General features: G+C 59.6%; 23 protein-coding genes. 6 read left to right on the top strand and 17 right to left on the bottom strand.

The window, feature by feature from the left end; translation table 11 throughout:
• Nucleotides 1–89: 89 nt before the first annotated feature.
• Together ACR0JF_RS16455 and ACR0JF_RS16450 are read left to right on the top strand one after the other, a co-directional pair.
• On the top strand, nucleotides 90–1979 hold the full coding sequence (locus ACR0JF_RS16455) for an acyl-CoA synthetase (RefSeq protein ID WP_170662138.1): 1890 nt from the start codon (nucleotides 90–92) through the stop codon (nucleotides 1977–1979).
• A 12-nt stretch (nucleotides 1980–1991) separates the two neighbouring features.
• Nucleotides 1992–2915, top strand: coding sequence for an alpha/beta hydrolase (locus tag ACR0JF_RS16450; RefSeq protein ID WP_170662136.1), 924 nt, complete (start codon nucleotides 1992–1994; stop codon nucleotides 2913–2915).
• Between the two features lie 86 nt (nucleotides 2916–3001).
• On the opposite strand, the gene ACR0JF_RS16445 is transcribed toward ACR0JF_RS16450, so the two are convergent.
• The 13 genes from ACR0JF_RS16445 to ACR0JF_RS16385 all read right to left on the bottom strand — a co-directional run bounded on the left by ACR0JF_RS16445 (nucleotide 3002) and on the right by ACR0JF_RS16385 (nucleotide 17253).
• Nucleotides 3002–3838 (bottom strand): alkaline phosphatase family protein, encoded by an 837-nt coding sequence (locus tag ACR0JF_RS16445; RefSeq protein WP_170662134.1) that lies wholly within the window; start codon nucleotides 3836–3838, stop codon nucleotides 3002–3004.
• Between the two features lie 142 nt (nucleotides 3839–3980).
• Nucleotides 3981–5621, bottom strand: a complete 1641-nt coding sequence (locus tag ACR0JF_RS16440) for an ABC transporter ATP-binding protein (RefSeq protein WP_170662132.1) — start codon at nucleotides 5619–5621, stop codon at nucleotides 3981–3983.
• The gene (locus ACR0JF_RS16435; RefSeq protein WP_170375341.1) at nucleotides 5618–6433 is read right to left on the bottom strand and encodes an ABC transporter permease; all 816 of its coding nucleotides are present in this window, start codon (nucleotides 6431–6433) and stop codon (nucleotides 5618–5620) included. Before ACR0JF_RS16435 ends, ACR0JF_RS16440 begins: the two co-directional genes overlap by 4 nt.
• Nucleotides 6433–7389, bottom strand: a complete 957-nt coding sequence (locus ACR0JF_RS16430; RefSeq protein ID WP_170374804.1) for an ABC transporter permease — start codon at nucleotides 7387–7389, stop codon at nucleotides 6433–6435. Before ACR0JF_RS16430 ends, ACR0JF_RS16435 begins: the two co-directional genes overlap by 1 nt.
• A 15-nt stretch (nucleotides 7390–7404) precedes the next feature.
• Nucleotides 7405–8991 carry an ABC transporter substrate-binding protein gene (locus ACR0JF_RS16425; protein ID WP_170662130.1) on the bottom strand — a complete coding sequence of 529 codons (1587 nt, stop codon included), beginning with the start codon at nucleotides 8989–8991 and terminating at the stop codon, nucleotides 7405–7407.
• A 231-nt stretch (nucleotides 8992–9222) separates the two neighbouring features.
• On the bottom strand, nucleotides 9223–10326 hold the full coding sequence (locus ACR0JF_RS16420) for a DUF4147 domain-containing protein (RefSeq protein WP_170662128.1): 1104 nt from the start codon (nucleotides 10324–10326) through the stop codon (nucleotides 9223–9225).
• A complete protein-coding gene (gene dtd, locus ACR0JF_RS16415; protein ID WP_170662126.1) occupies nucleotides 10326–10763 on the bottom strand; it encodes a D-aminoacyl-tRNA deacylase in 438 nt (145 codons plus the stop codon). Before dtd ends, ACR0JF_RS16420 begins: the two co-directional genes overlap by 1 nt.
• Before the next feature lie 114 nt (nucleotides 10764–10877).
• Nucleotides 10878–11966: a TFIIB-type zinc finger domain-containing protein gene (locus tag ACR0JF_RS16410; RefSeq protein WP_170662124.1), complete on the bottom strand. Its 1089-nt coding sequence runs from the start codon at nucleotides 11964–11966 to the stop codon at nucleotides 10878–10880.
• 18 nt (nucleotides 11967–11984) lie between these two features.
• A complete protein-coding gene (locus ACR0JF_RS16405; RefSeq protein WP_170662122.1) occupies nucleotides 11985–13133 on the bottom strand; it encodes an SPFH domain-containing protein in 1149 nt (382 codons plus the stop codon).
• A gap of 22 nt (nucleotides 13134–13155) precedes the next feature.
• A complete protein-coding gene (locus tag ACR0JF_RS16400; RefSeq protein WP_480669555.1) occupies nucleotides 13156–14112 on the bottom strand; it encodes a DUF2927 domain-containing protein in 957 nt (318 codons plus the stop codon).
• Nucleotides 14113–14124: 12 nt separating this feature from the next.
• Nucleotides 14125–15315, bottom strand: a complete 1191-nt coding sequence (locus tag ACR0JF_RS16395; protein WP_170374831.1) for a toxic anion resistance protein — start codon at nucleotides 15313–15315, stop codon at nucleotides 14125–14127.
• A 33-nt stretch (nucleotides 15316–15348) separates the two neighbouring features.
• Nucleotides 15349–16263 (bottom strand): 5-bromo-4-chloroindolyl phosphate hydrolysis family protein, encoded by a 915-nt coding sequence (locus ACR0JF_RS16390; RefSeq protein WP_170662120.1) that lies wholly within the window; start codon nucleotides 16261–16263, stop codon nucleotides 15349–15351.
• A gap of 174 nt (nucleotides 16264–16437) precedes the next feature.
• On the bottom strand, nucleotides 16438–17253 hold the full coding sequence (locus tag ACR0JF_RS16385) for a pseudouridine synthase (RefSeq protein ID WP_480669554.1): 816 nt from the start codon (nucleotides 17251–17253) through the stop codon (nucleotides 16438–16440).
• Between the two features lie 61 nt (nucleotides 17254–17314).
• Here ACR0JF_RS16385 and ACR0JF_RS16380 point away from each other — a divergent pair, with 61 nt between their 5' ends.
• Complete coding sequence (locus tag ACR0JF_RS16380; RefSeq protein WP_170662116.1) at nucleotides 17315–17770, top strand: nucleoside deaminase; 456 nt, start codon at nucleotides 17315–17317, stop codon at nucleotides 17768–17770.
• On the opposite strand, the gene ACR0JF_RS16375 is transcribed toward ACR0JF_RS16380, so the two are convergent.
• Nucleotides 17767–18933, bottom strand: a complete 1167-nt coding sequence (locus ACR0JF_RS16375) for a M24 family metallopeptidase (RefSeq protein WP_170662113.1) — start codon at nucleotides 18931–18933, stop codon at nucleotides 17767–17769. The genes ACR0JF_RS16380 and ACR0JF_RS16375 overlap by 4 nt on opposite strands.
• The gene (locus tag ACR0JF_RS16370) at nucleotides 18933–19625 is read right to left on the bottom strand and encodes a metal-dependent hydrolase (protein WP_170662111.1); all 693 of its coding nucleotides are present in this window, start codon (nucleotides 19623–19625) and stop codon (nucleotides 18933–18935) included. The genes ACR0JF_RS16375 and ACR0JF_RS16370 overlap by 1 nt, the downstream gene beginning before the upstream one ends.
• Before the next feature lie 58 nt (nucleotides 19626–19683).
• On the opposite strand from ACR0JF_RS16370, the gene ACR0JF_RS16365 reads away from it, so the two are divergent.
• Entirely contained in the window at nucleotides 19684–20340 is a 657-nt protein-coding gene (locus ACR0JF_RS16365; RefSeq protein WP_170662109.1) for a ceramidase domain-containing protein, read from the top strand.
• Here the strand turns inward: ACR0JF_RS16365 and ACR0JF_RS16360 are convergent.
• Both ACR0JF_RS16360 and ACR0JF_RS16355 read right to left on the bottom strand, forming a co-directional pair.
• On the bottom strand, nucleotides 20331–20894 hold the full coding sequence (locus ACR0JF_RS16360) for a DUF4202 domain-containing protein (RefSeq protein WP_170662107.1): 564 nt from the start codon (nucleotides 20892–20894) through the stop codon (nucleotides 20331–20333). The genes ACR0JF_RS16365 and ACR0JF_RS16360 overlap by 10 nt on opposite strands.
• A 146-nt stretch (nucleotides 20895–21040) precedes the next feature.
• Complete coding sequence (locus tag ACR0JF_RS16355; RefSeq protein WP_170460730.1) at nucleotides 21041–21199, bottom strand: hypothetical protein; 159 nt, start codon at nucleotides 21197–21199, stop codon at nucleotides 21041–21043.
• A gap of 219 nt (nucleotides 21200–21418) precedes the next feature.
• Between ACR0JF_RS16355 and gatC the strand changes: the two genes are divergently transcribed.
• Both gatC and gatA read left to right on the top strand, forming a co-directional pair.
• Nucleotides 21419–21706 carry an Asp-tRNA(Asn)/Glu-tRNA(Gln) amidotransferase subunit GatC gene (gene gatC, locus ACR0JF_RS16350; RefSeq protein WP_170662105.1) on the top strand — a complete coding sequence of 96 codons (288 nt, stop codon included), beginning with the start codon at nucleotides 21419–21421 and terminating at the stop codon, nucleotides 21704–21706.
• Nucleotides 21707–21709: 3 nt separating this feature from the next.
• Complete coding sequence (gene gatA, locus ACR0JF_RS16345) at nucleotides 21710–23197, top strand: Asp-tRNA(Asn)/Glu-tRNA(Gln) amidotransferase subunit GatA (RefSeq protein ID WP_170662104.1); 1488 nt, start codon at nucleotides 21710–21712, stop codon at nucleotides 23195–23197.
• The last annotated feature ends 30 nt before the right edge of the window (nucleotides 23198–23227 follow it).

Below are 23227 nucleotides of genomic sequence, written 5' to 3'. Positions count from 1 at the left end.
TTGCTTGCGCCGCCAAGGTTGTGATCCCATCTGAGGTAAGATCACTCCGCGTGTGGCGCGCGGGAGAATAAAACACGGGGAGGAGCCACATGGCCTTTGTTGGCAAGGAAGACAAAGCGCGTATTGAACAGGAAATGGCATGGGAGGACCGCGACCTGCCGGTGACGTTCCACCAGCTGCTATCGCGCACGGCAGAGAAATTTCCAAACCACAACGCGGTCAGTTTTCAGCTGTTTTCAGGTCCGAATGACAAGGCCGAGACGCTGACATGGTCCAACCTTCTGGGGCAGGTCAATCAGGCGGCCAATCTGTTTCGCTCGCTCGGGATCGGCGAAAACGACGTGGTGGCCTATATCCTGCCAAATTGTAACGAGACGCTGGTGACCCTGATGGGCGGTGCCGTGGCCGGTATCGTGAACCCGATCAACCCGCTGCTCGAGCCGGAACAGATCGCCGCCATTCTGCGCGAGACTGGCGCTAAGGTTGTCGTCACGCTCAAGTCCTTCCCGAAAACGGATGTGGCGCAGAAGGTGGAAGAGGCCGTGCGCCATGCGCCCAAGGTCAACACCGTTCTCGAGATTGACCTGAACCGCTATCTGACACCGCCGAAATCCTGGATCGTCCCGTTCCTGCGCCCAAAAATGGGCGACAAGGCAAAGCTCGCGCATGCGGACTATAAGAACTTCAATCAGGAATTGGCCAAACAGCCCACGACCCTGACCTTCGCAGACAGCACCGAGGACCGGGTCGCCTGCTACTTCCACACCGGCGGCACGACCGGCATGCCGAAGGTGGCGCAGCACAAATATTCGGGCCTGATCTACAATGGCTGGCTGGGCAATACGCTGTTGTTCGACGAAAACGACGTCATCATGTGCCCGCTGCCGATGTTCCACGTCTTTGCCGTGCATGTGATCTGGATGGCAGCCGTGTCCTCGGGCGCGCATGTGATTTTCCCGACACCTCAGGGATATCGCGGCGATGGCGTATTCGACAATTTCTGGAAGCTGATCGAACGTTGGAAGGTCAGTTTCATCATCACCGTGCCCACCGCGATCTCGGCCAAGATGCAACGACCCGTGGATGCTGATATTTCCTCGGTGAAAACGGCGTTCTCCGGCTCAGCCCCGCTGCCGGTCGAACTGTTCCGGCGGTTCGAAGAGGCAACAGGCGTGACTATCGTCGAAGGCTATGGCCTGACTGAGGCCACCTGCCTTGTCTCGTGCAACCCGGTGGATGGTGAGAAAAAGATCGGCTCGATCGGGATTCCCTTCCCCTACACAGATGTCAAAATCCTGCAGGACAGTCCTGACGGGCCAAAGGAATGCGCGGTGGATGAGATTGGCGAAATCTGCGTTTCAAACCCCGGTGTCTTTGCAGGCAATACCTACACCGAAACGGAAAAGAACGAGAACCTATACCACTACGACAAGTATCTGCGCACAGGCGATCTGGGGCGCTTTGACGAGGACGGGTACCTCTGGATAACTGGCCGTGCCAAGGACCTGATCATTCGTGGCGGCCACAATATTGACCCTGCCGAGATCGAAGAGGCCCTGTTGGGGCATGAGGCGGTGGCCTTCGCAGGTGCCATTGGTCAGCCGGACGCCCATTCCGGTGAGGTGCCTTGCGCATTCGTAGAACTGGTGGAGGGAGCTTCGGTGACCGAAGAGGCATTGATGGAGTTCTGTAAGGTCCATGTTCATGAGCGCGCGGCTCAGCCCAAGCACATGACAATTCTGACCGAATTGCCCAAGACCGCGGTTGGTAAGGTGTTCAAACCTGATCTGCGCAAGCACGCGATCACCCGGATCTACAATGGCGCGCTTGAGCAAGCTGGCGTTGATGCCCGTGTCGTCTCGGTCATCGACGACAAGAAGCGTGGCCTGGTCGCGCAGCTTGACGCGAACGGCACATCCGAGGACGATGTCAGCAAAGTGCTGGGCGCTTATACCCGGCCGTGGGAGTGGGCAGCCTAACCGGGAGGGAACATGGATTATGAACGTCTAATTGATGAGGAAACTTGGGCGTTCATAAGACGCACGGCTGAAAGCTATCCTGACGATGCGGTGGATCTGCCAATCGAAGACCAGCGCAAGGTTTATGACAAGATGTGTCAGGATTTTCGCCAGCCGCGACCCGAAGGGGTGGCGGTGCAGGACCTGTCCGCCAATGGCGTGCCGGTCCGCCTTTATACCGCAGGTCAACCGACACGAACCGTCGTCTATTTCCATGGCGGCGGTTTCGTCGTCGGCGGGCTGGATAGCCACGATGATGTCTGCGCCGAGATTTGCGCACAGACCGGATATCGGATTGTCGCAGTCGACTATCGCCTGTGCCCCGAAAACGTGCATCCGGCCCAGTTTCAGGACTGTTGGACTGCTACAAACTGGGCGGCGGACGAATTTGGCGACCCGATGATTCTGGCGGGTGACAGTGCAGGGGGCAATCTGGCGGCATGTGTCGCTCATCACGCGCGGGGTCGGCTAGAGACTATCTTGGGGCAGGTCTTGATCTACCCCGGGCTGGGCGGTGATACGTCCAAAGGTTCGTATATCGAACACGCGCATGCGCCGTTGTTGACGCTTCAGGATATCAAGTTCTACGAAGCAGTTAGATGCGGGGGGCCAGCCCCAAGCGGCGATCCAACTTTTGCCCCGCTTCGGGACACCGACTTCTCGAACCTGCCACCGACCGTTGTCATCACCGCGGATTGCGACCCTCTCAGGGACGATGGATCAGATTATTGCGCTGCGATCCAGTCTGCCGGAGGGCGCGCCGAGTGGATCAACGAACCCGGCCTCGTCCACGGCTATCTGCGCGCCCGAACCTCGGTCAAGCGCGCCGCGGATAGTTTTGAACGGATTTCCATCGCCATTGAGGCGCTGGGGCAGGGGATCTGGTCCTACGACTAAACGATCTGGATTCCGGATTAGAACAGGAATGCCCTGCCCAAGTTCAGGACATTCCTGTCGCCGTATGTAGCAGCGAAGTGCTTTGATCAGCTCAGGAAGGGCTTGGCCTTCATCGTGTCCGCAAGCGGCGCGCCCATACGGGTCAGGATGGTAGGGGCAAGCTGTAGCTGGTCGACCACGGAATCGGCCTCGGGGCCCTCTGCGTCGCCGAAATAATACAGTGCGGTTTCCTGTTGCAACGGGCTGCGCCCCCCGTGGTGGCCGCGTTCGTCCTGCCCGTGATCGGCCGTGACGATGACCTCATAGCCCAGCTTGCGCCAGTTCGGGATGAAGGGGGCCAGCATCTCATCCATCACGAAACAGGCGTGGTCCATTTCCTCGCAGTCGTGGAAGAAGCGATGACCCATGCTGTCCAAGGTGCAGGTGTGCAGGATGCCATAGTCCAACCCATGGCGCAGGCACAGGTTCGTCAGCGTGGCAAACAGATCGACGTCACAGGGCGTCATCTGGTTGGCCTTGCCATAGCCGGTCATGCTGTGGAACCTCCCGTGATTGATGGTCTTACTGTCCGGCTCGTCATATTCCACGTCGCGCACATAGTCGAATGGATGACGGTTGAAGAATTGTGACCAATAGCTGTGGGTGACGGCTCCGGTCACGCCTCCGGCCTCGCGGACCTGGCTGAACACGTCCTTGTGGCTTAGGCGGAAGACATTGCCGTTGCCGGTGCAACCATGCTCCTGCGGGGTTACGCCCGTGTGGATCGAAGCATAGCAACTGGCCGAGGTCGACGGCAGGACCGAGCGGAGTTTCCATACGCGGGCCTCGCCACTATCGACCCAGCCTTCGAGATTGCCGAACAACCGGCGGAAGTTGCGCCACGGGACGCCGTCCAAAATGATGAGGAGGAGTTTGCGGTCCATATTTTGACCCTTTTCGAGAGTGTTTCCGGCGACCCTAAAAGATTCGTTGCACTTGGGCTGCCTATTCCCGCCCCGAATAGCAAAATCCCGACACCTGTTCGTGACACGTGCCGGGATTTCATAGCGTTGGTTGGGGCAAGGGTCAGTTCCCTGCCGCCTCCATCTTGCGGTTGGCAACGACTTTTTCCAGCCAGCCAAGTTCCATCTCGGGGACCGAGCTGAGCAGCAGGTCAGTATAGTCGTCGAATGGCGGACTAAGCACCTGAGACTTCGAGCCATAGCGCGCGACGCGACCCTGATACATAACCGCGATGCTGTCGCTGATTGCGCGGACCGTCGCCAGATCATGGGTGATGAACAGGTAGGCCACATCCTCGATCTTCTGAAGGTCCAGCAGCAGCTTCAGGATGCCGTCAGCTACGAGCGGATCAAGGGCCGAGGTGACCTCATCACAGATGATCATCTTAGGCTTGGCCGCCAGTGACCGCGCGATACAGACACGCTGTTTCTGCCCACCGGAGAGTTCCGCCGGGTAGCGATCGATGAACTTTTCACCCAGTTCGATCTCATCCAGCAGCTCGACAACGCGTTTGCGTTTCTCGGCCCCGCGCATGTTGAAGTAGAACTCCAACGGGCGGCCGATGATCGTGCCGACGGTCTGGCGCGGGTTCATCGCTGTGTCTGCCATCTGATAGATCATCTGCAGCTCACGCAGGTCTTCGCGCGTGCGGCCCTTCAGATCCGAACTCAGTTTGCGCCCGTTGAAGGTGATCTCACCCTCACGTGCGGGCAGCAGGCCGGTGATCACACGCGCCAACGTGGACTTGCCCGACCCGGATTCGCCCACGACCGCCAAAGTCTGCCCTGGATGAAGCTCTACATTGACGTTGTGCAGAACGTCGAAGTTCAGACCCTTGTAGCGTGCGGTAATACCGTCGACCTGAAGAACCGGCTCTGCGGTCGGCTTTTTCTCTTCATGTTCGATAGAGCGGACAGAGACCAGGGCCTTGGTGTAGTCCTCCTGAGGGTTGTTGATGATCTGATCGGTATTGCCGTACTCGACAGTGTCGCCCATCCGCAGAACCATGATGTCGTCGCTGACCTGCGCCACAACGGCAAGGTCGTGGGTGATGTAGAGCGCGGCGACGCCGGTATCTGCAATGGCTTCCTTGATGGCCATCAGAACATCGATCTGGGTGGTCACGTCCAAGGCTGTGGTGGGTTCGTCGAATACCACCAGATCAGGTTCCGGACACAGGGCCAGCGCGGTCATGCAGCGTTGTAGCTGACCACCGGAAACTTGGTGCGGGTAGCGACTGCCGATATTGTCCGGATCGGGCAGGCCCAGCTTGGCGAAGAGTTCACGCGCACGGGCCTCGGCCTGTTTGCGCGTGAATTTCTTCTGCTCGACCGCCGCTTCAACGACCTGATCCATGATCCTTTTGGCAGGGTTGAACGACGCGGCAGCGGATTGTGACACATAGGTGACCTCACCCCCGCGCAGCTTGCGGATATCCCCATGAGAAGTCTTGAGGATATCGCGCCCATTTACCCAGACCTCGCCGCCGGTGATCTTCACGCCACCGCGGCCATAGGCCATCGAGGCCAGACCGATGGTGGATTTACCGGCACCGGATTCACCGATCAGCCCCAGCACCTTGCCGCGTTCGAGGTCAAAGCTGACCCCATGCACGATTTCGATGTCATGGGGCTTTTCGCCCGGAGGATAGACGGTCGCGCCGATTTTGAGGTCGCGGACCTTGAGAAGGATATCGTCGCTCATCCCCGGCCTCCTTTCAGCGATGTGGTGCGGTTCAGAACCCAGTCAGCCACAAGGTTGACTGAGATGGCCAGCGTCGCGATGGCGACGGCAGGCCACAGGGCAGCACCGATTCCATAGACGATACCGTCCTTGTTTTCCTTCACGATGCCGCCCCAGTCCGCCAACGGCGGCTGCACGCCCAGGCCCAGAAAGGACAGGGTCGAGATGAACAGAACCATGAAGATGAACCGCAGACCGAACTCGGCCACCAGAGGCGACAGAGCGTTGGGCAGGATTTCCCGGAAGATAACCCACGCGCGCCCTTCACCGCGCAGTTTCGCGGCTTCAACATAGTCCATCACGTTGATGTCCACCGCGACCGAGCGCGACAGTCGATAGGGGCGGGTTGCGTCCAGCAGGCCCATCACAAGGATCAGGATCGGAACGGTCACCGGAACGATTGCCAGAATGACCAGCGCCAGGATCAAGGTGGGGATCGACATGATCAGGTCAACAGTCCGGCTGAGTGCCTGATCCGCCCATCCGCCCAGAACGGCGGCCAGCAAACCCAGAGATGTACCGGTCAGAAAGCTGAGCAAGGTGGCTGCGGCGGCGATGAAGATCGTCGTGCGCCCGCCATAGATCATGCGGGTCAGTAGGTCCCGCCCAATATTGTCTGTACCCAGCAGATGTTCGGCGCTGGCAGGCTCCCACACATCGCCGACAACTTCTGCCATTCCATAGGGCGCAATCAGGGGGGCCGCGATGGCCACAAAGAAATAGGCGCCAGTGAACAAGAGGCCAATCAGTGCCGAAAGAGGAATGTTCTTTATCATTTCGGATGCCTCAGTCTTGGGTTGGCAAGGATCGACACGATATCGGCAACCATGTTCAAGCCGATATAGACGGCCGCGAATACGACACCACAGGCCAACACAACAGGCACGTCACGTTTGGTCACCGCATCCACCAGATATTGCCCCATGCCGGGATAGACGAATACAACCTCGACCACGACAACGCCGACAACCAGATAGGCCAGGTTCAGCATCACAACGTTTACGATCGGGGAAATCGCGTTTGGGAAAGCATGGCGTGCAATGACCTGAAAGGTGCTCAGGCCCTTAAGCTCGGCGGTTTCGATATAGGCCGATTGCATGAGGTTCAGAATGGCCGCGCGGGTCATGCGCATCATTTGCGCCAGAACCACCAGCGTCAGAACGAAGGCCGGCAGGGCAATCGCATTCAGCTTCTGCCCGAAGGTCATGGAATCGTTGATCATCGCCAGGGATGAGAACCAGCCCAGTTTAACTGAGATAAAGTAGATCACCACGTAGCCGATCAGAAACTCGGGAATTGAAACTGTCGTCAGCGTGATCGCCGAGATCAGCTTGTCGGGCCAGCGATTGCGGAACCGAACGGCCAGAAGGCCCAGGAAGATCGCCAGCGGAACAGAGACGATCGCAGCGACGCAAGCAAGGAACAATGTATTGCCGAGGCGTTTTCCGATGCTCTCGGAGATATCAAGTTTGTTGGTGAGGGATTGCCCCAGATCGCCTTGCGCGATGCCACCCAACCATTCGAAATAGCGGGTTAGGGCAGGGCGGTTCAGGCCCATCTCTTCTCGGAGGTTGGCAAGGGCCTCAGGGGTTGCGGACTGCCCCAGGACGGCTTGCGCGGCGTCTCCGGGAAGGGCTTCGGTCAGGCCAAAAATCAGAGCCGAAGCGCCGAGCAGCAGTAGGAGTCCCAGCGCAAGGCGCTGGGAAACCAGTTTGATGATAGGATGCATTATCCGTTGCCCGAGTTACACGAACCACATCTTGCGCGAGATGTTGCCGTTCATCATCTCTTGCGTCGGATCAGACTCCCAACCGTCCAGCTGGTTGCTGATGCCTTCAACAAAGTCGTTGAACATCGGGCAAATCAGGCCGCCTTCGTCGCGAACCATTTGGCCCATCTGGCTGTAGATGCCCTTGCGTTTCTCGGCGTCCAGTTCGGCGCGCGCTGCGAACAGCAAGTCGTCGAATGCCTGAACCTTGAAGCGCGTGTCGTTCCAGTCTGCGCTCGACAGATACGCGGTCGAGTACATCTGGTCCTGGACTGGACGACCACCCCAGTACGAGGCACAGAACGGCTGAACGTTCCACACTTCCGACCAGTAGCCATCATTGGGTTCGCGTTTGATTTCCAGCGGAATACCGGCTTGAGCTGCGGTTTGCTGAAACAGCGCCGCCGCATCCACAGCACCTGGGAAGGCGCCATCTGCAACACGCAGAATGATCGGCGATCCATCGTGGCCAGATTTCTTGTAGTGCTCGGCTGCTTTTTCAACGCTGAACTCACGCTGTTCGATTGTCTCATCGAACAGGGGGTAGGCCGCGTTGATCGGCATGTCGTTCCCGATCGAGCCATAGCCACGCAGAACTTTGTCCACCAGATCCGCGCGGTTGATCGCGTATTTCAGAGCCGTGCGCAGTTCGTTGTTGTCGAACGGAGCCGTGTCACAATGCATGATGAACACATAGTGGCCACGACCGGCGGTCGAATGAACAGTCAGGTTTGGTGCGCGGCCCAGCAGGTCGGCAACTTTGGGCTCGACGCGGTTTACGGCATGAACCTGACCCGATTGCAGTGCAGCTGTCCGGGCAGTTGCGTCGTTGATGACAACCACTTCGACGCTGTCAAAGTTGCCGAAATCGCTGTTCCAGTGGTTTTCGTTCTTGGTGAACAGGTGACGGACGCCGGGTTCATCAACTTCCAGCTTGTAGGGACCTGTGCCGATACCGGCTGCCGGGTTTTCCATACCACCGTCAGGCTGAATAATCAGGTGATAGTCGGCCATCAGATAGGGCAAGTCGGCGTTGGGCTCGGACAGGGTGACCTGGAAGTTGTCGCCATCGGCCTTCATCGACTCGATGCCCTTCATGATGCCCAATGCACCAGACTTGGAGTCTTCATTCGAGTGGCGCTGCATGGTTTTCAGCACGTCTTCGCTGGTCATGGTCTTGCCGTTGTGGAATTCGACCCCCTGACGCAGCTTGAAGGTCCAGACCTTCGCGTCTGCACTGCCTTCGACGCTTTCGGCAAGGCGTGGTTCGATTGTGCCGTCGGGTGCAACTTCGACCAATTGGTCGCCGAACTGTTTGCCGTTCTGGAACGGGACCGAGCTTGCATACGTCGCCGGGTCAAGCGAGTTGGTCGATTCGCCGCCCTGTAGGCCGAATTTCAGATCGCCACCCTTTTTCGGGCCGGCTGCACGGGCCGCGTCGGCAAACATCGTGCTGGCCATGGCTGCCGAAACGCCAAGAGCGGCGGCTTTGCCCATGAACTCGCGACGGGTCAGTTTGCCTGCCGTCACCTGTTTGGACATGTGAGTGAGTTGTTCGTTCATTCAGAAGCTCCCAGTTGGTTGTGTTCGCCCGTTTTCGGGCTTTTTATTGACGCGTGAGTCAACGTTGACGCATTTCAGCGGGTCGGGCAAGTGGAATTCCGTGTCGCAAATGTGCCTTGCCTGACAATACCGTGTTTATCAAAGCCGTCATAGCGCCGTGTCTTCGCGTCCTCCGCTATGACGAAAATGATCTATTGGTTGCCTTGGTCGGTATCGGGAGAATACGTCATTCTAATCCCGAATTGCGACAATCAGGTCCATGACATTGGTTCCTGTCGGCCCGGTCACCAGCAAAGCGCCTGCGTTTTCCAGGAAGGCCCCACTATCGGCGGCAGCCAGCGCCTCGTCCGCGCCTTTGGCCCAGGTGGCGCCAGAAACAACCCCGCCTGCTGCGTTGGTTGGGCCATCCGTTCCGTCGGTTCCTCCGACCACGACCGTGATATCTTCAAGGCCGGAAATCTCGTGCGCCAGTGCCAGTGCCAAAGCCTGATTGCGCCCACCCTGTCCGGGGTTTGGGGGCAGCACAACAGTCGGCTCGCCGCCGAAAACCATGACGCCTGATCCCATCTGCCGCAGCTTCTCACCGATTGCGGTGGCGACTGCCTGATAATCGTCATGCAGGGCCTCTTCATTGGCCAGCACCGACAGACCCGCATCCTCGGCCGCTTCGGCGGCTGCCGCACGGGCATGGGCGTTCGAGGCAATGATCTGCGCTTCGGCCTCGTAGGAGACCTGTTCAGGCAGCGCACCGATGCCCGAGCCGATAACGTTCAGGTCATCCCCCGGCACGTCCGAGATCGCTAGAACCGTGACCTGTCGGCCTTTGAGCCGGGACAGCAATCCTCCGCCTTTGACCTGCGAAATCTTGCGTCGTTCCGCATTCATCGCCCCGATATCAAGTCCCTCGGACAGCAGCTTTTTGTTCAACGCCTCCAGATCCTCAAGCGTTTTGCCACCTATCAAATCTTCGGCCAGCGAGGACGCGCCGCCCGACACCAACAGCAGCAAATGCGCCTCGGGCGGCATTGCTTCGACCGCGAGGCGCAGTGCCCTGCCGCCTGCAAGGCTGCGGCTGTCCGGGACTGGATGTGAGGCCTCGATTACCTCGACGCCCTCGGGCAAGTCGCGCCCATGATCGTCCTTGGTGACCACCAGCGTTGGGATATCTCCGAAATGATCCAATGCCGCTCGGGCCATCGCCGACGCGGGTTTGCCCACGGCCAATATCCGATCTGGTTTTGCAACATCGGCGAGTGCTTTTCGGGTCGCCGTGTATCCGTCTACCGCCGCGACTCCGGCTTGCCAGAGTGCGATTGCCTGTTCAGCGCGGGTCATTAATTCTCCATCCAGATTGTCACTGGCCCATCATTGACCAGCTCAACGGCCATGTCGGCCCCAAATTGCCCTGTCTCAACCGCGATTCCGCACGCGGCGAGGTTCTTGGCAAAACTGTCATAAAGGTGTTTACCGATATCCGGCGCAGCGGCCTGCGAGAATCCGGGCCGGTTACCGCTGGCCGTATCCGCAGCAAGGGTGAACTGGCTGACAACCAGAGCTGAGCCGCCAATGTCCACGACAGACCGGTTCATTTTACCGGCGTCATCCTGGAAGATTCGTAGCTTGGAGATTTTCGCAGCAAGTTTCGAGGCATTCTCTTCGCTGTCGCCCTGCATCGCGCATACGAGAATCATCAGCCCCGGTCCCGATTGACCGACAACAGCGCCATCCACCGAGACTGACGCTCTAGAGATCCGTTGTAAGACTGCGCGCATCGCTCTCCCCAAATCGCATGCGTTCAGCAGTCGGTTTAGCCGCCGGAGGCCCACTTGTCATCCAGCGTCTTGCGCGTAGTCGGGAAAACGTCTGCCTGTGTGATTTTGCTGGGCTCACCCCTGCGACGTCGCCATCACGTACCCCACGCCTGCTGCCACCAGCAGGCCGAGGACCACCGCAATGGTTATCTTGATCGCAGACCACGGTCGTTCCCCCTGCACCCGGCCAGTGCGCCCGTTGACCACAAACCGATAGGTTTGCCCGCGATACTTATAGGCAGCCATCCAGATGGGCAGCAGGATATGCTTGAACGTCACATCGCGTACATCCGTGTCCACCGCGTGAATACGCTGCCGGTCGCCACCGATGTCAAAGCGCACGTCACGCTCGATCACGCGCGCCATATGTGCCCGCGCCTCGGAATACCCATCGGGCAACTCGACCGAATACGCCTCGGCCCGGAACCCCGCCAGGTATTGCGGCTGGTAGGGTTCAAGTGCGGGCAGATCCCAGGGCTCCAACGCGTCTGTATATTTCTTGGGCAGAGAGCGTGACGCCAACACCAGAACGTCATCAAAGAACCGCGCGACACGACCGGATTTCGGGCTCCAGCGCACTTTGGCCACCTGTTGTTGCACCCGCTTCCCGTCGCGCATGACGGTGCGCGTTTCGTAGTAGACGGTGCCGCGTTCGCCGCGATAACTGGATTTGGTGTCCGCGTCGAAGGTCCAGTAGGGCACATATATGCCCTGCATTTTTCGCCCCTTGCGAGCATAGTCCTTCAGCCCGTTCGGCGCGAACCAAAGCCGACCCAGCCAATCCCCCATCGCCTTATGGGCGGACCGTTCATCCAGCGCAAAAGGCAGGACGCCTTTGGGTTTGATATGCCTGTTGACGCCTGTATCCGTCACCACAGGAGTGGCACAGAACGGACATTCCGCTGCGTGGGTATTCGGGTCGAACTCGACCTGAGCGGCACAGTTCGGACAGGACAGAACCCGCGTTTCCTCAATCTCGCTGTCGGGCAGACGGTCGGCGATGGCGGCGTCAAAATCCAGCTCGCGCAGGCTTGCGCCGCCCCATGGGCCTGAGCCAATGGGTTCGGAGTGGCCGCAATGGTCACAGGTCAACGTGCCATCGCCGGGATTGAACCGGTAGTCCGCGCCACATTGGTCGCAGGGAAAGCGGTGTTCTTCAGTCATCCGTCCGCCTGCTACTGCTTACGCACCCGGCGGAGGCGGGGGCAGGATCGTGAACAGTTGCGCCAACTCCTGCACCTCACCGGCTTTTTTCCAGCCATCCTGACCAGCGGTCCAGACATGTGTCTCGCGTGTCAGTTCTCCGTCCGTGGCCATACGCCCCATCTTGGCCTTCGAGAACGGCCCGCTGGTCTGTCCGTCCACCGCGATATGCCATACATGCTCAACGGGTGGAGGGGGCGGCGGGGCCGCATGCGCGGATGTTTGCGGGGCAGCGGGGGCGGGCGACCCCCACGGGCCGCTCGGTTGGCCCGCTGCCATGTTCGCCATCTGATTGGCCATCGCCATGCCCATTCCCATGCCAAGACCGGCACCCATGCCGCCGCCCTGACCGGTGTTGTTGGCTGCTGCCGTCATCGCCTCGGCGGCGGAATACTGGGTGAACTTGCCCAGATCACCCGCCAGTCCCATAGAGGTGCGCTTGTCCAACGCGGCCTCTACCGCAGGCGGAAGCGAGATGTTTTCGATGTAGAACTCAGGCATCTCCAGCCCATAGCCTTCCAACACGGGCGAGACTTCGGCTGCAATCAGTTTGCCCAGATCGGCCGTATTCGCGGCCATGTCGAGAACCGGAATGCCGGACCCGGCGATCACGCGGCTGAACTCTTGCACGATGATGTTGCGGACCTGAAAGCTGATCTCGTCCATGGTAAACTCACCATCGGTTCCGACGATCTCGACCAGAAATTTTGCCGGGTCTTTCACCCGTACCGTATAGGTGCCATAGGCCCGAATGCGGGTTGGTCCGAATTCCGGGTCGCGCAGCATGATCGGGTTCTTGGTGCCCCATTTCAGATCATTGAACCGCGTGGTGTTGACGAAATAGATCTCGGATTTGAATGGGGACTGAAAGCCGTGATCCCAGTGCTGTAAGGTCGTCAGGATCGGCATGTTGTTGGTCTCGAGCATATAGAGACCGGGCGTGAACACATCCGCCAGTTGCCCTTCATGGACAAACACCGCCGCCTGACCCTCGCGGACGGTCAGCTTGGCACCATACTTGATCTCGTGCCCTTCGCGTTCGAACCGCCAGACCATGGTGTCTCGGGTGTCATCGACCCAGTGAATAACGTCGATAAACTCTCCGGTCAGAAAATCGAAAATTCCCATTTGGGTTCTCCTGTCCTTGGGGTCAGAGCGGCTGCCCCATCAATTCACGCGCAATGATCCGCACCACAGGGCGGGCCTGATCGACCGTCACTCCGGGCGTAAGACGCGGATCGTAGAGCATTGTCAGTAGTTTCTCATCATGACTTGTCAGCAAGGCAAACTCGTCATCATCGTTGAAGATCGAAGGCCGCGCGCCAGGGCTGTCATTGGACAGGCCCAGCCCTTGCGCAATCTCTTCGTGAATACAGCTACGCCGCACCAGATCGGGCAGTTCCGACCGGATCAGCGTCACTGCGCGCACGTATTTGTTCGGATCGTTGCGGGTGGCCGAGGCGAACACAAAACAGTCGAAACTCGCGCGCGGGTTGGCGACTAAATCCAGAGAGGCTTGACTGATGTTGGGCACCAGTTCCTTGAGACGCGTGACAACATAGGCGCTGTCGTCTTTGCCGGCGAAAAACACGTGGAAATTGGCTTTGCGACTGACGGTCGAGATCGGATGGCCAGTCAGTTTGGCCAGCCGCGCAGCATATGATTGAACCTGATCCGCGTCACTGGTGCGGGTCGCGGGCAGGACCGAGGGTCCGAATTCGGTCTGGATACGAACAGGTCCTGACCAGCGGCTGAGTTGCCCATCCGTTTGCCGCGACCCGAGCGAGACAGTGTGATCAGGATATTCGCTGTAAAAAGCGATGGCCTCAAAGTTCCGGCTCAGGTCGTCGGCGTCATAAGGGGTGTCTGGTCCTCCGCCATCGGTACGCAACAGGCCGCGGGTAAGTAGGTCCCGTTCGATCCGTTGATAGAACCGCGCGAGGTCCTGACTGGCGGCCGAAGGTGGCACATAGGCGTTTGCCGCAGTCGGCGGGGCCGATGGCCGCACCTGCGGAACGACCGAAGAGGTCAGCGCCTCATCGCACCCCGCAAGCGCTAGAAGCCCCAGAACACCAAGGCCCGTTTTGAGACAGCTCAAAGGCAGCACGCCCAGCCCACCTTATCCCGGAACAGCCGTTCCGGCATTGTCGCCGGTCCCGTCACGCCGTGCCTTGGCGGCGGCCAGCGTGTCGCGCAATTCGGCCTCCATCTTCTGAAGCTCTTGCTCGGCAGCTGCGCGTTTGGCTTTGCCTTCGTCCGCGATCGCCAGGCTTTCATTGATCGTGCCGATCAGGTCCGCGTTGGCCTGTTTGACGGCCTCGATGTCGAACACGCCACGCTCCATCTCTTCGCGGATCATCTTGTTCGACTCACGCAGGTTGGCCGCGTTCGAGGTCAGAAGCTCGTTGGTCAGATCATTGGCGTCGCGCACGGCAGCGGCGGCTTCGGCGCTGCGCTGGATGGTGACGGCCTGCGCCAACTGGGTTTCCCACAGGGGAACCGTGTTGACCAAGGTCGAGTTGATCTTCGTCACCAGAGATTTGTCGTTCTCTTGCACCAACCGGATCGAGGGCAGTGACTGCATCGTCACCTGCCGGGTCAGTTTCAGGTCATGCACCCGGCGTTCCAGATCGTCGCGCGCGGCGCGCATGTCGCGCAGCTCCTGCGCTTTCATGACCTGCTGATCTTCGGGCGCTGCCTGAACCTCGGCCTCTTTCTCGGGGATGTCGTGGCTATCCAGCTCGGTCAGCTTTTCCTCGCCCGCGGCGATATAGAGCGCCAGTTCATCATAGAACCCCAGCGTTTTTTCATAGAGCAGGTCCAGCGATTTGATGTCTTTCAACAGAGTGTGTTCGTGAGAAAGCAAATCGTCTGTGATACGGTCGATCTGGCCCTGAACCTCTTCGTATTGCGCGGTGAACTTGGCGAAGGGTGCGGCGCGGCCCAACAATTTCTCCCACCAGCTGCGTTCGCGCCGCACGTCCAGTTCACTGACCGAGAACCCCCGGATCGTGGTGACGATGTTGCGCAGGCTGTCACCTGCGGGGCCAACATCCTTGTTGCGCACATCCGCCAGCATGGCTTGGCTGATCTCTTGCAATTCTGCCTGCGCGGACGAGCCGAAGGCGACGATCGAATTGGTGTTGCCCATGTCGATCTCATCCATGCGCTTGCGGATCTCGGCGCTGACGGGTTCATCGGCCTCTTCAAGCGAGACGACCTCGGCCTGCGGTTCGGGTAGCGCCACCGCGGTGACCTCTTGTACCAGTGTTTCGGCCTCAACCGCTTTGTTCTTGATCTCGTCGGACATAGGGGAGTTCCTCGCTCAAATATAAAGGGCCGGTCAGTCCAGCCGGACACCTTCGCGCTGCAGTCTTTCACGCAGCACGTCGATTTCGACCGTCAAATCACTACGGTCATCCAATAACATTTTGCGCGTACGCGCGGCGAAATTTTGTTCCAGATCATCCAACAGGGCGGAGTAGTCTGCCAAGGCCTGTCCGTCGCGGGTGCGGGCGTAGACATCCGCGAACTTGACGGTCGCATCACGTGCGCCCTGCAGATAGACGGTCAGATACTTCCGTGCGCCCGCCAGATCGCGCGGATCTTCTTCGACCGTGCGAAACAGATCGCGGGCGGTATCCTGAAACCGTTCGACACGCGCCTCGATCCGGCGATCTCCGGCGCGTTTGATCGCATCCGTCATCTCGGCCAGATGCTTTTCGGCATCATCGACAACGCGAGCGACACGGTCCTGCTGGAACGTGTCGACGCCCTCCATCCCCTTGTTTTTCATGGGATCCAAGCCGAAGGACACGGAATGCAGGGTCGCGGCGGCGGCGCCGAACAGGATTGGGGCTACAAGGCTTGCTTGCGCTGCGGTCTCAGCGTCCAGAAACTCGGTCCGGTAGGACGCGAGCGCTGCCCCAAGCCCGGTCAGAACGCTTGCGAAGATCTTACGAGGGAAGGCTGGGCGACGCGCGGTTCTGCGGGCGTTATAGGCGGCCTCGGCCCGCAACCCTTCGCGCAGCAAAAACGCGGCGGCTGTCAGCAGGCCGGCGGCAACAAGGCCCATGGTCATGCCAATCGCGCCATCATTCAGCGATAAAAAGACCAGAGGGATCGCGGGGATGAAAAGGATGTTTGCCCGCGCGCCTGCAGGTTCAACCCGAGCATTGTCAAACTGGCCGCGCGGCAGCGGGCTATCCGACGATTCCTGACCCTGAGGGCTGTATTTGCCGCCAAAGCGTTTGGCCATGGCTACAGACCCCCAAGCAGGCCGGTGCAGACGCCAAACAGCAGCACCAGAAGGGCCGCATAGGCCAGTTTTTGCACTCCGCTCCCGGACATTCAGCCCCCCAAATAGCAGCACTCACAGAAAATTTAGGGGATACGAGGGCTTGGCGCTAGGGGGAAGGTTATCAAACCCGCATCACTTGCGGGGTTTCTTGCCGATCGGAGGGCGTTTTCGCTGCGGTCGGGTCGCGCGTTTCGCCGTTCCTTCGGGTTTTTCACCCCCATCCAGACCCAGCTGATCGCGCATTACGCGGCGGCGGACCTCTTCAACCTCACCCGGTTTCAGGTCGCCCAGTTGGAACGGCCCGTAAGACACGCGCAGCAAGCGGTTCACGGTAAAGCCGATATCCTCCATCGCGCGGCGGATCTCGCGGTTTTTGCCTTCGCGCAGGCCGATGGTTAGCCAGGCATTCGCGCCCTGCTGACGATCAAGCGAGACGGTCATGGGCTGAAACCTTTCGCCCTCGATCACCAGACCTTTGCGCAGGGGGGCGAAATCCTCGTCCTTGGGGCGTCCATTCACCCTAACGCGGTATTTCCGCAGCCAACCGGTTGAGGGAAGCTCCAGCTTGCGTTTGATGCCGCCATCATTGGTCAGCAGCAACAGCCCTTCGGAGTTTAGATCCAACCGGCCAACAGACATCACCCGAGGCATGCCTTCGGGCAGTTCGTCAAAGATCGTCGCGCGGCCTTTTTCATCCTTGGTCGTGGTCACCAGACCGGTCGGCTTGTAATACAGCCACAGGCGTGAGGGTTCGGGTTCCGATACCGGTTTGCCGTCGACGGTGATCCTGTCTTTGCTGGTCACGTTCAGGGCAGGGCTTTTGATAGCCTTGCCGTTCACACTGACGCGGCCTGCCTCGATCATGCGTTCCGCCTCGCGCCGCGAGGCTACGCCAGCACGGGCCAGGACTTTGGCGATCCGGTCGCCGGGAGGAGGGGTGTTGCTCATGGCAGGGCCATACCCCATCCCGCCCGCTTGCGAAAGGCAGGTTTCTGAGGCAGTCAGGGGCATGGTGTTCAAATCGCATATGGACAAGGCGCTGGCCGAGGCCCGCGCGGCCGCCGAACGGGGGGAGGTTCCCGTCGGCGCGGTGATCGTCGCGTCCGACGGCCGGGTTGTTGCCTCTGCCGGGAATCGCACGCGAGAGCTGAACGACCCGACCGCCCATGCCGAGATACTGGCTCTACGCGCCGCCTGCGCCGAGGCAGGCTCAGAAAGGCTGCCCGGTCATGACCTCTATGTGACGTTGGAGCCTTGCGCGATGTGCGCCGCGGCTTTGGCCGCAGCACGCATCCGCCGCATCTACTACGGGGCGTCCGACCCGAAATCAGGTGGAGTCGCCCATGGCGCACGGGTTTTTGCGCACCCGCAGGCCCATCACAAGCCAGAGGTCTATGATGGCATCGCAGCCGACGAGGCGGCCGACCTGCTCAGGCGCTTTTTCGCGAGCCAACGTGACTACTAGGGTTTAACCACCATCTCACGCGGGATATCGGCCAGCGGTTGGCCGCCCTCCGGCGTCACGACAAAGCTCTCGGTTATCGCAAGCCCCCAGTCCGGAGTCCACAGCCCCGGCATCAAGTGAAACGTCATATTTTCCTGCAATACCGTGGTGTCGCCGGGACGTAGGCTCATCGTGCGCTCTCCCCAGTCGGGCGGGTAGCTGAGGCCGATGGGATAGCCGGTGCGGTTGGCTTTTTCATATCCGGCGCGGGCGAAACTCTCATAGACGCAGGTAGCGATTTCCTCGCATGTGGTGCTGGGACGAGCGGCTGCCATAGTGGCCTCAATCGCCGTCAGAACAGCCGCTTCGGCCCGGCGGATGTCATCCGGCGGGCCGCCCAAAAACAGACTGCGGCTGGCGGGACAGTGATAGCGTCGGTAGCAGCCTGAGATTTCGAAATAGGTGGCCTCTCCGCGCACTAAGGGCCTATCATTCCAGGTGATATGCGAGGCCGATGCCTCGCGCCCGGAGGGTGCGATCGGCACAATCGCCGGGTAGTCGCCCGCCAAACCGGGCAGGCCAGCAATGCCTGCCGCCTGCACTTGGGCGACCAGTTGGTTCTTGGGCAGGCCTTCGCAAAACGCCTCGCGCAGCACCCCATGCATATGCGCTGTCAACTGACCCGCCTTGCGCATCATGTCGATCTCGGCGTCGCTTTTGACCGCACGTTGCCAGTTCACCAGACCCGTGGCGTCGATCATCTCGCCAAAGGCGCGCTCAAGAATGCGGTGGCTGGCGGCGGAGTAGTAGTAATTGTCCAACTCGACACCCAGCCCTCGGGTCCAGTCTCGGTCGCGCAGCGCGAGAACCAAAGCGTCGACCGGATGGTGGTCGGGATGCTGAACGTGCTCTTCCGGCCAGTCCAACAAGTCGGACCGGTCAAGCCAGGTGGTCTGCGCGGCACCGGCCTTGTCCTGCGTGCGTCCCCACCAAAGCGGCGCGCCTTGTGCAGGCAGGATCACCATCTGCGGGACGTAGAAGCTCCAGCCGTCATACCCGGTGAGCCAAGCCATGTTGGACGGATCGGTCACCAGTAGGGTCTCAATCCCGCGCGCGTTCATCGCCGCGCGGGTCTTGCTCAAGCGGTCTGCGTATTCCTGCGCGCTAAAATCTGACGCCGGCATCAGAGGGCGATCGCTTTCATGACTTCAGGCTCGATCACGTCCACACCGGGCAGGCCGTCGATCAGTGTCTGCGCGGATTGCTCAAGAATGGGGAAAGTTTTGTAGTGGCAGGGAATCACCGTTTTGAAATCGAAGTACCGTTTGGCGGCATAGGCGGTGGCTTTCATATCCATGGTGAAATGTCCGCCCGCGGACAGAATGCCGATATCGGGTTTGTAGTAGTCCCCCATCCAATCCATATCCGCCATGACATCGGTATCGCCCGAGACATAGAGCATACGCCCCTCGGCTGCGATCATGAATCCGACCTCACTGCCGCCGGTGCGCAGCCCGTCCGGGGTCGAGAAGGTCGAGCTGTGCGAGGCAGGCACCATCGTGACCTTGATGCCGTTCAGATTGACCGTTCCACCTTTGTTGAAGCCGATGGTCTCGATCCCTTCGGCCTCTGCCCAATAGCCCATGAGGTCGTATTGGCCGACCACCGGTACCTTCAGGTGTTTGGCCAAAGGCAGGATGTCGACGACATGGTCGAAATGCGTGTGGGTCAGAAGGATATGCGTGGCACCTTCAACGGCTGCATCATGCTGATCCTCGGGCAGAGACGGGTTGCCGGTCAGCCATGGGTCGACCAGCAGCACCTGACCTTCGGTTTCAATGCGAAAGCTGCCGTGGCCCAACCAAATGATGTTCATGAGAAATCCTCCTGCGATGCCTATTGGCATCACACTAGCATCCGTTATGTAAAAGTTCATGGATTGGTTTCAGGAAATTGATGGGTATTGCGAACGCCTTACCCCCGCCTATTGGGCCGAGCCGATCAACGTGGTGACCAACGCCGCGTTCCTGATCGCAGCTTTCATCATGTGGCGCAGGGTGCGCGGGCAGGGGATGCCTCTGGCCATGCTGCTGGTGTTGATTCTCGCCACGATTGGGATCGGCAGCTATCTGTTTCACACCCACGCGCAGGTCTGGGCGGCGTTGGCCGATGTCGCGCCGATCCTTCTGTATATTCTGGTCTATATCTTTGCGATCAATCGGGACGTCTGGCAGATGCGACCGCTGCCCGCCGCGATAGTGACCGCGCTTTTCATCCCCTATGCCGCCGCAACCCTGCCTTTGTTTCAATTGGTTCCGGGGTTGGGGGGCTCCGCCGCATACGCGCCAGTGCCGTTGCTGATTCTGATCTATGCCTTCCTGCTGCGCCATCGCACGCCGGAAACGGCTCGAGGGTTAGCGATTGGTGCGTTTATCCTGATCGCCTCGATCACCTTCCGCGCTTTGGATGAGCCGTTGTGCATGCAGCTTCCGCTGGGCACGCATTTCATGTGGCACATCCTGAACGCGACCATGCTGGGCTGGATGATCGAGGTCTATCGCAGGCACCTGACCCGCGCATCTCAGTCCTGAAACGCAGCAGCCAGGTTTTCGGGCAGATCGAACTCTTGCAGAACCCGCGCGCGGCCCTCGGCTGACATCTTCCGGGCGGTCTTTTCGACAATGCTCTGGATCTTTTCGGCCGAGTGTTTTGCGGCGAAAGGCGCGAAATACCATTTCAGGAACACAAAGCAGATGACATCCTCAAGCGCCTGAACCTCATTATCGCGCTTGATGCCTTGTTTACGCAGCATGCGCCCGGTCGCGTCGACGTCGTCCGCGTCGTATCCAGCCTGTTCCATCAGGCCCATGACAACCTCAGCGTGATGGACACCTTGCGCCTTGCGCCAGGCCAGATATCCGGCACGACCTTCGGGGTATTCACTGCGCGCCAGCTTCCAGCGTTCAACATGCTGCCCACGGGCGGCAATCTGCAACATGTCCGAGGCGTCAGGGAACAGCCTGTCCATCTCGGCGCTCATGTGCTGGCCATAGATCAGCTCGACCGGTTGGCCGTCTTCGATGTTGGGGTCTTGCCTGTTGGCCGCATCAATCGCGTCCAGAACGGCTTGCTTGCGCGCGCTCATCTTCTGCTCCGTTGGTTCTTGCCGAACCAACCTTACGGTTCGACGCATCGCTCGGTCTACCGTAGCGGGTCGCGTCGAAAAGAGCAGTAGTTAATTGTAGCCAACCGGGCCGGGCACTAATCGCCCGACCCGGGGCAGGGGGTCTATCACTTGTTCGTCTTGACCTGATCCTGGCTGACAACCTCGGGGGCAGGTGTGGGGAAGGTCAGATCAGGTGTCAGGGTATTCATTGTTGGGCCAAAAGCCTGTGCTTGCGACGCTACAACAGTGGTGGCCACTACAAATGCAATCAGGAAGGGTTTCATGTCTCTACTCCGGGTTTTGGCTGTGTCGTGTAATAGAAATGAACAGTTCAGTTTAGTTTTTCAAGAGTAAAAATGAACTAAACGGTTTACTTTTTTGCATGGGAGGTATGCAAAATGGAAAATAGGTCATGTCAGATGATGCCAGGGCAGACCTTATCGCGCTCTTGCGACCCGGACCCCGGACGGGTAAATGCCCCCTAACGCATATGAGGTTTTCCGATGTCGATTGACCAAAGCACCGCCGCCAAGGTGGCCAAACTGGCCCGGATCAAGGTCGAGGATGACGCGCTGCCCGCGCTGGCGTCCGAGTTCAACACCATCCTTGGGTTCATCGAGCAACTGAACGAAGTGGATGTCGAAGGCGTCGAGCCGATGGTCTCGGTCGAGCCGATGTGCTTGAAACGTCGTGAGGATGTGGTCACCGACGGAAACCAGCAGGACAAGGTTCTGGCCAACGCCCCCGACGCCCGCGAAGGCTTTTTCGCAGTCCCCAAAGTGGTGGAGTAAGACATGAGCGATCTGAACAAACTGGGCCTGGCCGAGGCCCGCGATGCGCTGCGCAAGGGTGACGTGACCTCGGTCGAGCTGACCGAATCCTGCCTGAAGGCCATTGATGACGCCGATGCGCTGAACGCTTTTGTCCACAAAACGCCCGAGATCGCGCTGGAGCGCGCCAAGGCTGCAGATGAGCGGATCAAGGGCGGCGATGCGCCGTCGATGTGCGGTCTGCCGATCGGCATCAAGGATCTGTTCTGCACCAAGGGCGTGCCCTCGCAGGCGGCATCCAAAATTCTGGAAGGCTTCAAGCCCGAATACGAATCCACCGTGTCTCAGCAACTGGCCGATGCCGGTGCTGTCATGCTGGGCAAACTGAACATGGACGAATTCGCCATGGGCTCGTCCAACGAAACCTCGGTCTACGGCAACGCAGTCAGCCCGTGGCGTCGCGGCAATGACGACGCGCAGCTGACACCGGGCGGTTCGTCGGGTGGTTCGGCTTCTGCTGTGGCGGCGGACCTTTGCCTGGCCGCAACAGGCACCGATACCGGCGGCTCGATCCGTCAGCCTGCCGCCTTTGTTGGCATCACCGGTATCAAGCCGACCTATGGCCGTTGCTCGCGCTGGGGCATCGTCGCGTTTGCCTCCTCGCTGGATCAGGCCGGTCCGATGACCAAGAATGTCCGCGACGCGGCGATCATGCTGGAAACCATGTGTGGCCATGACGCCAAGGATTCCACCAGCGCCGAACTGGCTGTCCCGAATTTCGAGGCGATGCTGACCGGTGATATCAAAGGCAAGAAGATCGGTATCCCGAAAGAGTACCGCATGGACGGCATGCCTGCCGAGATCGAAAAGCTCTGGGCCAATGGCGCCGCGATGCTGAAAGACGCGGGCGCCGAAATCGTGGATATCTCGCTGCCGCATACCAAATACGCGCTGCCAGCCTACTACGTGATTGCGCCTGCCGAGGCGTCCTCGAACCTCGCCCGCTATGATGGCGTGCGCTATGGCCGCCGCGCGCAGCTGTCTCAGGGTGACGGTATCACCGAGATGTACGAGAAAACCCGCGCCGAGGGCTTCGGTCACGAAGTGCAGCGCCGTGTGATGGTGGGCACCTACGTACTGTCGGCGGGCTTCTACGACGCCTACTACAACCGCGCCCGCAAGGTCCGGACCCTGATCAAGAAGGATTTCGAGGATGTCTTCGCGGCAGGCGTCGACGCGATTCTGACCCCGGCCACCCCGTCCGCATCCTTCGGACTGGGCGAGATGACTGAGGCCGACCCCGTTCAAATGTACTTGAACGACGTCTTCACCGTGACTGTGAACCTTGCCGGTCTGCCGGGGATCTCGGTGCCTGCAGGGCTCGATAAACAAGGGCTGCCGCTGGGTCTGCAACTGATCGGTCGGCCCTGGGAAGAAGGCGATCTGCTCAATACCGCCTATGCGTTGGAAAACGCCGCTGGTTTTGTGGCAAAACCGTCGAAATGGTGGTAAGCCTCGGGCCTGAAAGACATCAGACACGGA

The organism is Ruegeria sp. BG11 (assembly GCF_056538565.1).
The sequence above is the reverse complement of the archived record's forward strand: the minus strand, read 5'-3'. Positions and strand labels throughout refer to the sequence as shown.